We start from the raw sequence: 12908 nt of genomic DNA on the forward strand, positions 1-12908 counted from the left end.
CCCCGTCATCGACGGCGGCCGGGCCCGCGATCGGTTGACGCGGGCCACGCCACGATTTCGCCTGGAGCGTTCGATCCAAGCGGCGTAGCATCCAAAACCATACCATACGGCCATGGGTGGGCGGGGCGATGAGGACTGCGCGGACGGCGATCGCCTGGGCCCTTGCGGGCGTCATTTGCCTCGCGCTCCCGCCGGGCCGGAGCCGTGCGCAGGAGACGGCGGCGGACGGGCTCGTCGCCGCGGCGGCCGCCGACCCTCAGGGCAAGCGCATGGCCGCGGCGTTCCAGGCCTGGGCGAGGGCCTGGAACGTCCCGAACGCAAGCTTCGTCGCCATGCGGGGTGAAACCGTCATCGGTCAGGCCGCGCGGGGCGCGCGGAAGGTCGACACGCCGGTGCCTGTGGCGAGCCTGAGCAAGGCGATCACCGGCGTGTGCGTGGCGAAGCTCGTCGAGGCGGGACGGCTCAGCTACAACGCCCGCCTCTCGCAGCTCATACCGGCCTATTTCAAGGCCAACCCGCCCTATGACGCCGCGGCGCGCCAGATCACCGTCCGCGAGCTACTGACCCATACGAGCGGCCTCGGCTACGATCCGGCGCAAGGCTCGGCCGAATTCGCCGCGCTCGACTTCCGGAAGAAGAACCTGAGCCCGATCCTCGCCATGGCGCTGCGGGTTCCCCTGGCCGTCAAGACGTTCCGCTACAACAACGTCAATTACGCGGCCCTCGGCCTCGTCATCGAGGCGAAGACCAAGCAACCTTACGAAACATGGTGCCGCAAGACCGTGCTTGCGCCGGTCGGGGCGGGCGCGGCCACGCTCAATCCGCAATGGGCGGTGATGTCGTCCTTCGGCGGCTGGCGGATCTCCGCGCTCGATTACGCGCGGTTCCTCGACCATTTCCGCCCCGCGTCGAAGCTCATGAAGACCGGGCCGGCGGCGTGGCCGAAGACGGATGTCAACGGCGTGAGCTACGGCATCGGCGTCGAGATGCGCCGCAACGGCGGGTCGTACGACCTTCTGCATGTCGGCGACTGGCGCTGGACGGAGCCCGGGCGCAAGGCGGACTTCGCCGCCTTCTTCGCGATGTGGCGGCAGAACCTGCGCTTCGTCGCGACCTACGCGCCGCAGGCGGCCTCCGGCTCGGTCGGCGATCTCTACGACAGGCTATACGCCGCCGCCTATCCCGGCGCGTCCGGCGCCGCGCGAGCGTCCGCTCCGGCGTCGGAAGCGGCGGCGGCCCCGGCTCCGCTCGGCGGCTCCGACGGCGGACTGCTGCGGGACTGAACGGGACGTCGGCCGGGGGCGCGGCGCGAGCCTTGTCCCGTCGCGAGGGTCATCCCGTCCTGCGGTCCCGGCCAAGAGCCTGGTCGGCCGTCGAGCCGCTCAGTTCGGCCATCTTCGCGAGGCGCGCGGAGAACGAGCCGACGCCCGCCGTGGCCGATCGCAGCTGCACCACGAGCCCGTCCATCTCGGACTCCGGGATCAACGCGTCGAGCGCGATCCAATCGTCCCAATCGGACCGGGCGTCGTAGCCGAGGATCTGCCCTCGGCGGCCGGCGACGAGCTGGGTCACGCCCGCTGTCGCCGCCGCCGGCGCGAAGACGGTGACGGCGAGAACGGGCTCGAGCAAGGTCATGCCGGCCTGGGCGGCGGCCTCGTTCATCGCGAGCCGCGCCGCGGCCTGGAACGCCGCGTCGGAGGAATCCACCGTATGGAAGCCGCCGTCGACGAGCGCCGCCGCGAAGTCCACGACCGGAAATCCGAGCGGCCCGCGCTCCGCCCAGGCCCGCACGCCGGCCTCGACGGACGGGACGTATTGGCGCGGCACGGCGCCGCCAACCACCTTGTCCTCGAAGCGGACGCCCGCGCCGCGCTCGAGGGGCCGCACCTCGATCCGCACGTCGCCGAACTGCCCGTGGCCCCCGCTCTGCTTCTTGTGGCGGCCATGCGCGGCGGCCGGGGCCTTGAAGGTCTCGCGGTAGCCGACGCCCGGCCGTTCGATCGCGACCGACAGCTGATAGCGCGAGGCGAGCCGCTCCACGGCGCAGCGCAGATGCATCTCGCCCTGCCCTGCGAGCCTGAGCTCGTGCAGCTCCGCGGACTGCCCCAGGACGAGGGACGGATCCTCCTCCGCGAGCTTGGTCAACGCCGCGGAGAGACGCACGTCGTCCTTGCGCTCGCGGGTCTTCAGGGCGACGGCGTGGACGGGCTCCGGCCGCTCCGTCGTCCCGATCGGCGGAGGCGCGGCGCCGACGCCGAAGCTTTCGCCGGTCGCGATCGCGTCGAGCCGCAGAAAGCCTGCGACGGCGCCCTCCTCCGCCTGCCCGATGCGGGCGGTCTGCTCGCCCAGCAGCGCGACCACGCCCGCGACGCGCCCTTCGCCCCCGGCCGCGCCCCTCGCCGCGTCCCCTTCGCGGAAGACGCCGCGCAGCACGCGCGCGACCGTCATCTTGCCGCCGAAGCCCGGATGCGCGGTTTTCAGCGCCGCCGCCAGCGGCGGGCCGTCGTCGGCGATCCCGAGCCGCGCCCGGGTCTCTCCGATCGCCGGCGCCTCGTGGCGGAGCGCCTTGAGGAGCCGGGTGACGCCGTTGCCGCGGCAGGCCGAGCCGAGCAGAACCGAGACGACGTGATTGTCGCGGAACTCGCTGGCGAGGTCGGCGAACACGCGGCGCCGCTCCGGCTCGACCTCCAGGATGAGGTCCTCCATCAGCCGGTCGTCATGGTCGGCGAGCCGCTCCAGCATGTGGAAGCGCTCCTCGCGCTCCCACTCCAGCTCGCCCTTGGGCAGATCGATGATCTCGCTCGGCTCGCCGTCGCGGTAGACGAAGGCCCGCTCCAGCGCGAGGTCGATGAAGCCGACGGCGCGCCCCTCCCTGATCATCGGCAGCTGCCGCAGCAGGAGCGGCGCGCGGGACGCCGCCTGCAACTGGGCGAGCGTGTCATGGACGCCGCCCGCCGCCGCGTCGATCTTGTTGAGAAACAGCAGATGCGGAACGCCGAGCGTCTCGAGTTCGCGCAGGGTGAGCTGCAGCGCGGCGACCTTGCGCTCGTCGGGCTCGCAGACCACCACGGCGGCGTCGCAGAACGGCAGGACGACGCTCGCCGCGTGCCGGAAGTCGACCGATCCCGGACAGTCGATGAAGGCGAAGGCGTCGCCGAGATAGCTGACGGACGCGACCGTGGCCTCGACGCTCAGCCCATGGGCGCGGGCTTCCGGGCTTGGATCTCCGACCGCATGGCCGTTCCGCGGGGAGGCTCCGTCGGCCGCGCCGACGCGACGCAGGATCGCCTCGAACAGAGCGGTCTTTCCGCTCTGGGACGGCCCTACGAGCGCGACGCATCGGGGTTGCGCGGTCATCCGAACGGCCTCCCTTGTCGTTTTGCCGGAGATGCTACGCCTCGGCCCGCGTCTCGACCAAAGCTTTCGAAACCATCCGCCGAAAGGATGAGGCGCGCCGTCCGCGGGTCGGATCCTTCGATCGCGCGCTATTTCTCGCGCGAGGACTCCCCGCGCATCTTGCTGCGGCAAAGGAGTCACGCCATCGACCGTTGCCGAAGGGGCATGTACCCGGCGCGCGCCCGAGCGCTATCTGTCGCCTTCAAGGGGCCGCATGTCAGGGGATAGCGCCGATGCGCTGGGATGATTTCCGCCGGAGCGACAATGTCGACGACGTGCGCGGCGAAGGCGGCGGCGGCGGCTTCCGCTTTCCCGGCGGCGGAGGCGGCGTCGGGATCGGCGGACTGATCGTCGTCGGGCTCATATCATGGGCGCTCGGCGTCGATCCGCGGCTGATCCTCGCCGGGCTCGAGACCATCCAAGGCGGCGGGAGCGGCTATGAGCAGCAGGAGCGGCCGCAGGGTCAGAAGCGCGAGCTCAGTCCGGGGGATCAGCGCGAGGGCGAGTTCGTGCGCGCGGTGCTGGCGCAGACGGAGGACGTCTGGCGCGACCTCTTCAAGCAGTCCGGCCAGCAGTACAAGGACCCGCGCCTGACGCTGTTCTCCGGCCAGGTGCGCTCCGCCTGCGGACGCGGCGTGTCGGCGATGGGGCCGTTCTACTGTCCCGGCGACCAGCGGGTCTATCTCGACACCGAGTTCTTCGAGGAGCTCGCGCGCAAGTTCAAGGCGCCCGGAGAGTTCGCCCGGGCCTATGTGATCGCCCACGAGGTCGGCCATCACGTCCAAAACCAGCTCGGGATCATGGACAAGGCGAACGGCCTCAGGGAGCGCGCGCGCTCGGAGGAGGAGGCGAACGCGATCTCGGTCCGGATCGAGCTGCAGGCGGACTGCTTCGCCGGCGTCTGGGCCTATTGGGCCCAGAAGAAGTTCAACATCCTCGAGCAGGGCGACGTCGAGGGCGCGCTGACGGCCGCGACCCAGATCGGCGACGACACGCTCCAGCGCCGGTCCGGCGGCGACGTGGTGCCGGACAGCTTCACCCACGGCTCCTCCGCGCAGCGCGTGAAGTGGTTCCGCACCGGCCTCCAGGGCGGCGATCCGAAACAGTGCAACACCTTCGCCGGACGCCTGTGATCGGCGCGACCTCGAAAGGTCGTCTGGAACGCTCAGGCGCGCGCGGCGACCAGTCGGGCTCCGCGCCAGCCGAGATTTGAGACGGCGCCGGCGAGGAGGCCGCCGACCCACATCAGCACGCCGAGCAGATGCTTCATCAGAAGCTCGCCGACGCGGATCGTGACGCGGAAGGCGCGCAGCGACGCCTTGCCGGTGACTTCCGCGACGGCGCGCGTCTGCTTGCCGAAACGGGCGGAAAAGCGCCGTAGCTCGGGCAGGTCGTCGACCGAGCGCACGAAGCGCATCAGCCGGACGGTCTCGGCCGGACCGCCGGCCGCCGCGGAGACGGCGCGAAGCTCGGTCGCCACGCCCGCGACCGCGGCGATCCCGGTCGCGCCGCGCCCCACATCCGCGGCGGCCGCGCCCGGCGCGGCGCGCGCGGCGTCCAGGCCGCGCCCGCCCGTCCTCGTCATCCGGCGGCCGAGATCGGCGGCGAACTCCGCCGTGAGCGCGCCCGTGCGGCGGGCCGCCTTGAGGATCGAGACGCCCGCCTTGGCGGGAGCGGCAAGGCTCGCGGTGGCGAGGGTCGCCGCCGTGGCCGCCACGCCGACGGCTGCGAGGCCGAGAATCAGCTCGTTCGCCTCCTCGCCGCGGGCGAGCTTCATGCCCTCGCCCGCAAGATCGCGGAGGTCGCCCACAACGGTGAAATCGGCCGCGAGCGCGCCGCCGAGCGCAGCCGGGCTGTCCGCCGCGCCGGTCGCGAAGCCGCGCGCGACGCCGCGGGCGGCGCGGAGCGCCGTAGCTCCAGGGGCCTCCGCCGCGTCCAGCCGGGCGAGCGTCGCCGCAGGCAGCGGGCGCTTCAGCTCGGCGGCGAGATCGGCGTAGCCGCGGGCGAGATCGACGTCTTCGACCTCGATGGCTGCCAGCGCGCGGGCGTTCAGCGTCTCGGCCGGCGCCACGTCGGACAGCGTTCGCGCGATCGCGACCTCGAGCGGCGCCTCGAGACCCCAGCCCGAAGCGTATCCGATCGCGGCCGCCGCGAGCGAGCCCGCGAGGACGAGCCGGCAGCCAAGCGCCAGCCGGTCGACCGCCTTGACGGCGCGCGCGCCCATCTCACGGCCCCCTGGCGCGCATCAGCGCGGCGTGGACCTCGAGCCGCTCGGCCCAGCGGTGGATGTCGCGCAGGAGCCGGGTCGCGAGAGCGGGGTCTTCGGCGCAGAGCGCGTGGACGAGCTCGCGGGGCGACGCCATGACCTCGCAGGGACGGTCGGCGAACACGTCGGTCGGCGCGATCGCCTCCAGCGCCGCGACGCCGGAGACCCACGCGCCCGGCGCGTCGTCGCGCCAGACCAGAGCCTCCGGCACGCCGCGCACGAAGCGGCGCATCGTCCAGCGGCCGGAGAGCAGGAAGTAAAAATCTTCGGTGGTTCGGTCGCGCGCGAGAATGGTTTCGCCGGCGCCGTGCTCGCGCAGGGCGGATCCGGCGAGCAGCCCATTCCGCGTGCCAGGCGAGAAGGCCGCGAAGAAGGGCAGCTGGGCGAAGGCCTGAGGCGTCACGCGGGCGTCGCTCCGTACGCTTTTGTGCCAAGATGGCGTTGAGGTCGCGTCGGCGCAAGCCGCCCTTGCCGGGAGGCCATGGCGCGGCCCCTGCTCAAGAGATCGCGAGCACAGGCCGCTTTGGGTCGAATCGAAGCCTCGTTTCGGGTATGATGTTGCCTCATAGGGAGGCGATTTGAGTCGCCCATGACGTTCGACGACACCCGACCCTTCGTGCCGCTCGGCATCGCGATCGTGACCGTTTCGGACACCCGCGGGCTGTCCGACGACCGGTCCGGCGACACCCTGGCGGGCCGCGTCGAGGCCGCCGGGCACCGCGTCACCGGCCGTGCGATCGTGCCGGACGACCGCGAGGCGCTGCGCTCCGCCGTCGGAGGGTTCGTCGCGGACCCTGCGACCGACGTGGTGCTCACGACCGGCGGAACCGGCTTCACCGGCCGCGACGTCAGCCCCGACGCGCTGGAGCCCATGTTCGAAAAGCGCATGGACGGCTTCTCCAACCTGTTTCACGCCTATTCCAACGGCGTGATCGGCACGTCGACGCTTCAGTCGCGCGCGACCGCGGGCGTCGCCGGCAAGACCTTCGTGTTCGTGCTTCCGGGATCGACCGGCGCCTGCAAGGACGCCTGGGACGGCGTGCTCGCGGCCCAGCTCGACTACCGTCACAAACCCTGCAACTTCGTCGAAATCCTGCCCCGGCTCGACGAACATCTGAAGCGCGGCAAGCTGCGCGCCCCGGCCGCCTGATGGGCGCGGCCGCCCCGGCGCGCGACGCCACCGGCTTCCGCTTCGTCGCGGACTTCCAGGGCCGCGTCAACGGCGCGTCGTTCTACTGGCGGCTGCCGTCCGGCATAGCCCGCAAGGACGAGCTTCTCCGCGCGTTCCACCGCGCCCTGTGGTTTCCCGACGTCTTCACCTTCGAATGGGACGCGCTGTTCGACGGGCTCTGCGACTTCAGCTGGATGAGCGACCGCACGATCATCCTGGTGCATGAAACTCTGCCGCGGCTGCCCGACTCCGACCTGCGCCATTATCTCAGCATCCTGCGGGACGCCGTGCGCTGGTGGCGCGAAGACGAGCCGCACAAGCTCGAAGTGGTGTTTCCGGAATGGGAGAGGCGGCGCATCGAACGCCTGCTCGAAACGAGCGATCTCCATTGATCCGGCCGGAGCCGGAGCCGACGTTCAGTCGTGGAGCCGGGCGACGAGGCTTGGCGGGACGCGCAGCATCAACAGGCCCTCGCCCAAGGCCGCGCGGAGCCCCGTCCGTTCGCCCTCGCGGCGGGGAGCCCGGTTCGCGGACGCAAGCGCGCGCGCCCGGAGCCGCAGAATGCGACGGCGCCCGATGCGCCGGATGAGGTCGGCCTCGGCCATCGCGGGAAGCGCGCGGTAGCCCCCGACGCTCTCGTAGAAGCGCTTGTGGATCAAGAGCCCCTGCTCCGGCTGCGGCAGCCCTGTCAGGGCGTCGCGAAGGGCCGCGAGCCGTTCCGCGGCGCGCGCGCCGGCGCCAAAATCGTCGAGCCCGAACCGGAACACCGCCGCGCACCGATGTTCGCGGCCGGAGCGCTCCAGCGTATCGATCAGCGAGCGCACCTCCTGCCGCCAGCCCTCGCCGAGCGTCACGCCAGGCTCCAGGAACAGCAGCCAGGGGCCCTTGGAGCGGCGCGCGGCCGCGTCGAGCCGGGCGCCGCGGCAGGCGCCGCCGCCCAGCACGTTGCATCCCGCGACGTCCGCGACCTCGAGCGTGCCGTCCGTCGACCCGCCGTCCGCGATCACGACGTCGCGCACCACGCCGTCGGCGACGCCGGGAACCAGCGAGGCCAGCGTCGGCACCAAGGTCCGCTCGTCGTTCCGGGTCGGGATGATCACGCTCAGCATAAGTGCGGACGCTAGCATGAGAAAAACGGGTTGTCCGCCCGTGCGCCCACGTATCTTCGCCCCATGGCGACGGGAACACAGTTATGTTCTTGATATGTTCCTTTCGGCGCGCTAGATCTCGGTCATGTCCGAGCCAGCTCGCGCCTTTGTCTCAGCCCCCTCCGTCGCCTTGTCCGGCGAACGTCGCCGCGGCCGGGGCGCGCTCAGCAACGCCAGCGGAAGGTTCGAGCCGCTCACGCGCGTCGAGGAGGACGACGGCTGGGACAGCCTGTCCGAGCTCCCGCCGTTCCGGACCGAGGTCGCGCTGGAGACCGCGCGGACGGCGATCACCCGCAACCAGTCGCCCGACATCGCCTTCGACCGCTCGATCAACCCCTATCGCGGCTGCGAGCACGGCTGCGTCTATTGCTTCGCGCGGCCGACCCACGCCTATCTCGGCCTGTCGCCGGGCCTCGACTTCGAGGCCAAGCTGACGGCGAAGCCGAACGTCGCCGACCTGCTGCGCCGCGAACTCGCCGCCGCCTCCTATAAGCCGCGCACGATCGCACTCGGCACGAACACCGATCCCTACCAGCCGATCGAAAAGACGTACCGGTTGACGCGCAAGATCCTCGAAGTGCTCGAGGAGACGAACCACCCGGTCGGGATCGTCACGAAGTCCGCGCTCGTGCTGCGCGATCTCGACATCCTCGCGCGCATGGCGGCGAAGGGGCTGGCGAAGGTCGCGATCTCGCTGACCACGCTCGACCCGGAGGTCGCGCGTGGCATGGAGCCGCGCGCGCCGACGCCGGCCCGGCGGCTTGCGACCATCAAAGCGCTGGTCGAGGCGGGCGTGCCCGTCACGGTGCTGACCGCCCCGATCATTCCGGCGCTGAACGACCATGAGGTCGACCGCTTGCTGGAGGCGGCCCACGCCGCCGGCGCCGATGAGGCCGGCTACGTCCTGCTGCGGCTGCCGAACGAGATCAAAGACCTCGTCCAGGAATGGCTGCTGGAGCGCCACCCCGCCAAGATGCGGCGGATCCTGTCGCTGGTGCGCGAGACGCGCGGCGGCAAGCTCTACGACAGCGGCTGGGGCACGCGGCAGACCGGCGAAGGCGTCGTGGCCTGGACCATCGGCCGCCGCTTCGAGATGGCCGCGCGGCGGCTCGGTCTCGATCGCCGACATCTGCGGCTGAGGACAGACCTGTTCGTGCCGCCGGTTCGCAGGTCGGGCGACGCCCGGAGCGAACAGCTCTCGCTGTTTTAAGTGCTCCGACGCGCGGTGGATGTCGGGGACGGCGCGGGCCGTCCCGTCGCGCCGCGCCCTCGAATCAGCGATGATGGCGACCGCTCACGCAAACTGAGATCGTCGTCGCCTGATGCCCTGCCCGCCCTCCGCCCGCGCGGCGGCCCCGCCTGCCCCGGCGGCCACCTTCGACCGCGAGTCCGCAGCCTTCGCGCGCGGCCTGCGCGTGGTCGCGGGCGTCGACGAGGCCGGCCGCGGACCGCTGGCCGGCCCGGTGGTCGCGGCCGCCGTCGTTCTCGATCCGAGGCGGATTCCGGAAGGCCTCGCCGATTCCAAGGCGCTGACCGCGGCCCGGCGCGAGGAGCTTTTCGCCGCCATCGTCGCGACGTCGACGGTGGCCTTCGTCGCCGCATCGACCGAGCGCATCGAGCGGCTCAACATCCGCGGGGCGACGCTGTGGGCGATGTCGCGGGCGGTCGCCGGCCTCGGGGTGCGGGCGGAGCTTGCGCTGGTCGACGGGCGCGACGCGCCGCCCGGCCTCGCCTGCGCCGCCGAGCCCGTCATCGGCGGCGACGCCAGCGTGCTGTCGATCGCCGCAGCGTCGATCGTTGCGAAAGTGGCGCGCGATCGGATCATGAGCCGGCTCGGGACCCGTTTTCCCGGCTACGGGTTCGAGCGGCATATGGGCTATGGCACGCCCGAGCATCTCGCCGCGCTGACCGCGCTCGGCCCCTGCGTCTGCCACCGCCGTTTCTTCGCGCCGGTCGCAGCCCTCCTCGCGGCGTAAACCTTCCGTTCACCACGCTTCTTGACCCCGCCTTTACGTTACCGAACCGAGACTCCGGTCCGTTCAGTTCGCGTAACAAGACGGATCGAGACCCATGGCCCTTCGGCGTATCGGCGCGGCGCCCGCCGCCCGGATCGAAGCTCCCGCGCTGCCGCTCGACACGATTCTCATCGGCGATTGCGTCGCCGAACTCGAGAAGCTTCCGGCGGCCTCGGTCGACCTCGTCTTCGCCGACCCGCCCTACAATCTGCAGCTTCAGGGCGACCTGCGGCGTCCCGACCAGAGCCTTGTCGACGCCGTCGACGACGCCTGGGACCGGTTCGAGAGCTTCTCGGCCTATGACGCTTTCACCCGCGCCTGGCTGCTCGCCGTGCGACGCGTCCTGAAGCCGACCGGCACGCTGTGGGTGATCGGCAGCTACCACAACATCTTCCGCGTCGGCTCCGCGTTGCAGGACCTCGGCTTCTGGGTGCTCAACGACGTCGTGTGGCGCAAGACCAACCCGATGCCGAACTTCCGCGGCCGCCGCTTCACCAACGCGCACGAGACGTTGATCTGGGCCGCCCGCAGCGCGGACGCCAAGGGCTACACCTTCAATTACGAGGCGCTGAAGGCCGGCAACGAGGATCTGCAGCCGCGCTCCGACTGGCTGATCCCGATCTGCTCGGGCGGCGAACGGCTGAAGGGCGACGACGGCCGCAAGGCCCACCCGACGCAGAAGCCCGAGGCGCTGCTCGCTCGCGTCCTGTTGTCGGCCTCGAAGCCCGGCGACGTCGTGCTCGACCCGTTCTTCGGCTCCGGCACCACCGGCGCGGTGGCGAAGCGGCTCGGCCGCCATTTCGTCGGCGTGGAGCGCGACCGCGACTACGCGGCTTACGCCCAGGCCCGCATCGACGCCGTGATCCCGGAAGCGGGCGAGGCGATCGCCGCCGCGCCGGCGAAGCGCGAGGCCGCGCGCGTCGCGTTCGCGACGGTCGTCGAGCGCGGCCTCGTGCGGCCCGGCGCCCGCCTCGTCGACGCCCGGCGGCGCTATGAGGCGACTGTGCGCGCCGACGGCACGATCGCGCTCGGCAACACGATCGGCTCCATCCACCGCATCGGCGCGATCGCGCAGGGCGCGGAGGCCTGCAACGGCTGGACCTTCTGGCATGTCGACGAGCCGCACGGCCTTACTGTCATCGACGCATTCCGCGACACGGTGCGCGCCGAAGCGGTCTGAGCCTATCCAGCCGCGGCCCGCGCCGGGGGAGACAGGCCTTCGCCGGCCAGCGCGTGCGCCGCCACCTTGCGGAACACCGAGGGCAGCGCCTCGCCGGCAAGATCGGCGCGCGCCGCCCAGCGCGCGCCGGCGGGCGCCGGCGTCCGCGCCGGCACCCTCGCCGACAGCACGGCGAGCTCCAGCGCGAAATGGCTGAAGACATGGGCGACCGTCCCCGGCAGCCGGCGCCACTCCGCGGCGAGCGGCGCGTCCGCGGCAAGCGACTCCGCCGGGGTCGCGATGTCGAATTCTTCCTCCCAGCGGCCGGTCGGAATCTCGGTCATGCCGCCGAGCAGACCTTTGAGCGGCCGCGCCCGCACCAGAACGGCGCCGTCCGGCCGTTCGACCCAATAGGCCACGCCGCGGCGCGTCGGGCGAACGGCCTTCGCGGCCCGGCGGGGATAGGTCTCGGGCGCTCCGCCGGCGCGCGCGGCGCAGGGCGGCGACCACGGGCAGAGCGCGCAGGCCGGCCTCTTCGGCGTGCAGATCGTGGCGCCGAGATCCATGGTGGCCTGCGCGAAGTCGCCGTGACGGCCCGACGGACGCAGCGTCGCGGCCAGCGCGCGCAGCCTCGGTTTCGCGCCCGGCATCGGCTGGTCGACGGCGAACAGCCGCGCGACCACGCGCTCGACATTGCCGTCGACCACGGTCGCCTCGCGGTCGAAGGCGATCGCGGCGATCGCGGCCGCCGTGTAGGGCCCGACGCCCGGCAGCGCGAGGAGCTCCGCTTCGGTCGAGGGGAACCGGCCGCCATGCCGCTCGACCACCGCCTTCGCGCAGGCGTGCAGGTTGCGGGCCCGGGAGTAATAGCCGAGCCCGGCCCACAGCTTCAGCACGTCGTCGAGCGGGGAAGCGGCGAGCGCGCGGACGTCGGGGAAGCGCGCGAGAAAGCGCAAGAAGTAAGGCCCCGCCGCCTTCACCGTCGTCTGCTGCAGCATGATCTCCGACAGCCAGACGCGATAAGGCTCCGTCCGCGCCCCCGCCTCCGCCCGCCACGGCAGCCGCCGGCGGTGCCGGTCGTACCAGGCGAGCAGCATCGCAGGGTCGGGGGCGGGAGGCGGGATTGGAGCGGCGGCGACCAAGCGGTAGACTCATCGGTCAATGCGGGCGGAGCAACGCCCCTTATCGAGCCCCGGCGCGCCATGCTCAAGCCGTCCTACGCCAAGCGCCTGTCCGACCTGCTGCCGACTGCGCTCGGGCCAGCCGCGGCGAAGCAGGGCTTCGCGGGCGCGGAGATCCTGGCGCGGTGGGAGACGATCGTCGGGTCGGATCTCGCGGCCTTCGCGCGGCCGGTGAAGCTCGCAGCCCCGCCGCGGGGCCCGTCGGCCGATCCGAAGGCGCTTGCCCCGGCCACGCTGACGCTGCGCGTCGAAGGCGCCTTCGCCCTGGAAATCCAGCACCGCGCGCCGGAGATCATGGAGCGCGTCAACGCCCATCTCGGCTGGGCCTGCGTCGGCGCGATCAAGCTGCGGCAGGGCCCTGTGTCGGACCTGTCCGGCGCACGCCGCCGCCGGCCTCCCCCGCCGGCGACCGAGGACGAAGCCGACCGCGTCCGCGCGGCGACCGTCGCGGTCGAGGACGAGGGACTGAACGCGGCGCTTCAGAGGCTCGGCCATGCGGCGCTCGCCAAGGCCCGGTCCAAACGGTCCGATCAATAGGCCTTGTCACGCCGCCGTGACGCGCCGACGGGCCG

General features: G+C 72.0%; 13 protein-coding genes. 8 read left to right on the forward strand and 5 right to left on the reverse strand.

All coding sequences use genetic code 11. From position 1 onward, the window contains the following. Window positions 1-128 precede the first annotated feature (128 nt). Window positions 129-1283, forward strand: coding sequence for a serine hydrolase domain-containing protein (locus ACO2RJ_RS10160; RefSeq protein ID WP_423267885.1), 1155 nt, complete (start codon window positions 129-131; stop codon window positions 1281-1283). Window positions 1284-1332: 49 nt separating this feature from the next. Here ACO2RJ_RS10160 and ACO2RJ_RS10165 read toward each other — a convergent pair whose 3' ends face one another. After that, on the reverse strand, window positions 1333-3357 hold the full coding sequence (locus tag ACO2RJ_RS10165; protein ID WP_423267886.1) for an elongation factor G: 2025 nt from the start codon (window positions 3355-3357) through the stop codon (window positions 1333-1335). Window positions 3358-3629: 272 nt separating this feature from the next. Between ACO2RJ_RS10165 and ypfJ the strand changes: the two genes are divergently transcribed. Then, window positions 3630-4529, forward strand: coding sequence for a KPN_02809 family neutral zinc metallopeptidase (gene ypfJ, locus ACO2RJ_RS10170; protein ID WP_423267887.1), 900 nt, complete (start codon window positions 3630-3632; stop codon window positions 4527-4529). A 32-nt stretch (window positions 4530-4561) separates the two neighbouring features. Here the strand turns inward: ypfJ and ACO2RJ_RS10175 are convergent, their stop codons facing one another. Further along, the gene (locus tag ACO2RJ_RS10175; RefSeq protein ID WP_423267888.1) at window positions 4562-5620 is read right to left on the reverse strand and encodes a hypothetical protein; all 1059 of its coding nucleotides are present in this window, start codon (window positions 5618-5620) and stop codon (window positions 4562-4564) included. A 1-nt stretch (window position 5621) separates the two neighbouring features. Beyond that, complete coding sequence (locus ACO2RJ_RS10180) at window positions 5622-6065, reverse strand: Crp/Fnr family transcriptional regulator (protein ID WP_423267889.1); 444 nt, start codon at window positions 6063-6065, stop codon at window positions 5622-5624. Window positions 6066-6251: 186 nt separating this feature from the next. On the opposite strand from ACO2RJ_RS10180, the gene moaB reads away from it, so the two are divergent. Further along, a complete protein-coding gene (gene moaB / locus ACO2RJ_RS10185) occupies window positions 6252-6812 on the forward strand; it encodes a molybdenum cofactor biosynthesis protein B (protein ID WP_423267890.1) in 561 nt (186 codons plus the stop codon). Then, window positions 6812-7225, forward strand: coding sequence for a barstar family protein (locus ACO2RJ_RS10190; RefSeq protein ID WP_423267891.1), 414 nt, complete (start codon window positions 6812-6814; stop codon window positions 7223-7225). The genes moaB and ACO2RJ_RS10190 overlap by 1 nt, the downstream gene beginning before the upstream one ends. Before the next feature lie 24 nt (window positions 7226-7249). On the opposite strand, the gene ACO2RJ_RS10195 is transcribed toward ACO2RJ_RS10190, so the two are convergent. Beyond that, window positions 7250-7942 (reverse strand): glycosyltransferase, encoded by a 693-nt coding sequence (locus ACO2RJ_RS10195; RefSeq protein ID WP_423267892.1) that lies wholly within the window; start codon window positions 7940-7942, stop codon window positions 7250-7252. Between the two features lie 124 nt (window positions 7943-8066). On the opposite strand from ACO2RJ_RS10195, the gene ACO2RJ_RS10200 reads away from it, so the two are divergent. The 3 genes from ACO2RJ_RS10200 (at window position 8067) to ACO2RJ_RS10210 (ending at window position 11176) form a co-directional block, all read left to right on the forward strand. Beyond that, entirely contained in the window at window positions 8067-9191 is a 1125-nt protein-coding gene (locus tag ACO2RJ_RS10200; protein WP_423267893.1) for a PA0069 family radical SAM protein, read from the forward strand. A gap of 112 nt (window positions 9192-9303) precedes the next feature. Next, entirely contained in the window at window positions 9304-9957 is a 654-nt protein-coding gene (locus tag ACO2RJ_RS10205; protein WP_423267894.1) for a ribonuclease HII, read from the forward strand. A 94-nt stretch (window positions 9958-10051) separates the two neighbouring features. After that, entirely contained in the window at window positions 10052-11176 is a 1125-nt protein-coding gene (locus ACO2RJ_RS10210) for a site-specific DNA-methyltransferase (protein WP_423267895.1), read from the forward strand. A 2-nt stretch (window positions 11177-11178) separates the two neighbouring features. Here the strand turns inward: ACO2RJ_RS10210 and mutY are convergent, their stop codons facing one another. Next, entirely contained in the window at window positions 11179-12252 is a 1074-nt protein-coding gene (gene mutY / locus ACO2RJ_RS10215) for an A/G-specific adenine glycosylase (protein WP_423268953.1), read from the reverse strand. 105 nt (window positions 12253-12357) lie between these two features. Between mutY and ACO2RJ_RS10220 the strand changes: the two genes are divergently transcribed. After that, window positions 12358-12873 (forward strand): DUF721 domain-containing protein, encoded by a 516-nt coding sequence (locus ACO2RJ_RS10220; RefSeq protein ID WP_423267896.1) that lies wholly within the window; start codon window positions 12358-12360, stop codon window positions 12871-12873. Window positions 12874-12908 lie beyond the last annotated feature (35 nt).

The organism is Hansschlegelia sp. KR7-227, assembly GCF_049446035.1.
Taxonomy (GTDB): domain Bacteria; phylum Pseudomonadota; class Alphaproteobacteria; order Rhizobiales; family Methylopilaceae; genus Methylopila.

Excerpts from the sequence above, each read along its gene's own strand:
- ACO2RJ_RS10205 (WP_423267894.1), top strand. The coding sequence starts at position 9,304 with ATGCCCTGCCCGCCCTCCGCCCGCGCGGCGGCCCCGCCTGCCCCGGCG.
- ACO2RJ_RS10210 (WP_423267895.1), top strand. The coding sequence starts at position 10,052 with ATGGCCCTTCGGCGTATCGGCGCGGCGCCCGCCGCCCGGATCGAAGCT.
- ypfJ (WP_423267887.1), top strand. The coding sequence starts at position 3,630 with ATGCGCTGGGATGATTTCCGCCGGAGCGACAATGTCGACGACGTGCGC.
- ACO2RJ_RS10175 (WP_423267888.1), bottom strand. The coding sequence starts at position 5,620 with ATGGGCGCGCGCGCCGTCAAGGCGGTCGACCGGCTGGCGCTTGGCTGC.
- ACO2RJ_RS10195 (WP_423267892.1), bottom strand. The coding sequence starts at position 7,942 with ATGCTGAGCGTGATCATCCCGACCCGGAACGACGAGCGGACCTTGGTG.
- mutY (WP_423268953.1), bottom strand. The coding sequence starts at position 12,252 with ATGCTGCTCGCCTGGTACGACCGGCACCGCCGGCGGCTGCCGTGGCGG.
- ACO2RJ_RS10220 (WP_423267896.1), top strand. The coding sequence starts at position 12,358 with ATGCTCAAGCCGTCCTACGCCAAGCGCCTGTCCGACCTGCTGCCGACT.
- ACO2RJ_RS10165 (WP_423267886.1), bottom strand. The coding sequence starts at position 3,357 with ATGACCGCGCAACCCCGATGCGTCGCGCTCGTAGGGCCGTCCCAGAGC.
- ACO2RJ_RS10160 (WP_423267885.1), top strand. The coding sequence starts at position 129 with ATGAGGACTGCGCGGACGGCGATCGCCTGGGCCCTTGCGGGCGTCATT.
- moaB (WP_423267890.1), top strand. The coding sequence starts at position 6,252 with ATGACGTTCGACGACACCCGACCCTTCGTGCCGCTCGGCATCGCGATC.
- ACO2RJ_RS10200 (WP_423267893.1), top strand. The coding sequence starts at position 8,067 with ATGTCCGAGCCAGCTCGCGCCTTTGTCTCAGCCCCCTCCGTCGCCTTG.
- ACO2RJ_RS10190 (WP_423267891.1), top strand. The coding sequence starts at position 6,812 with ATGGGCGCGGCCGCCCCGGCGCGCGACGCCACCGGCTTCCGCTTCGTC.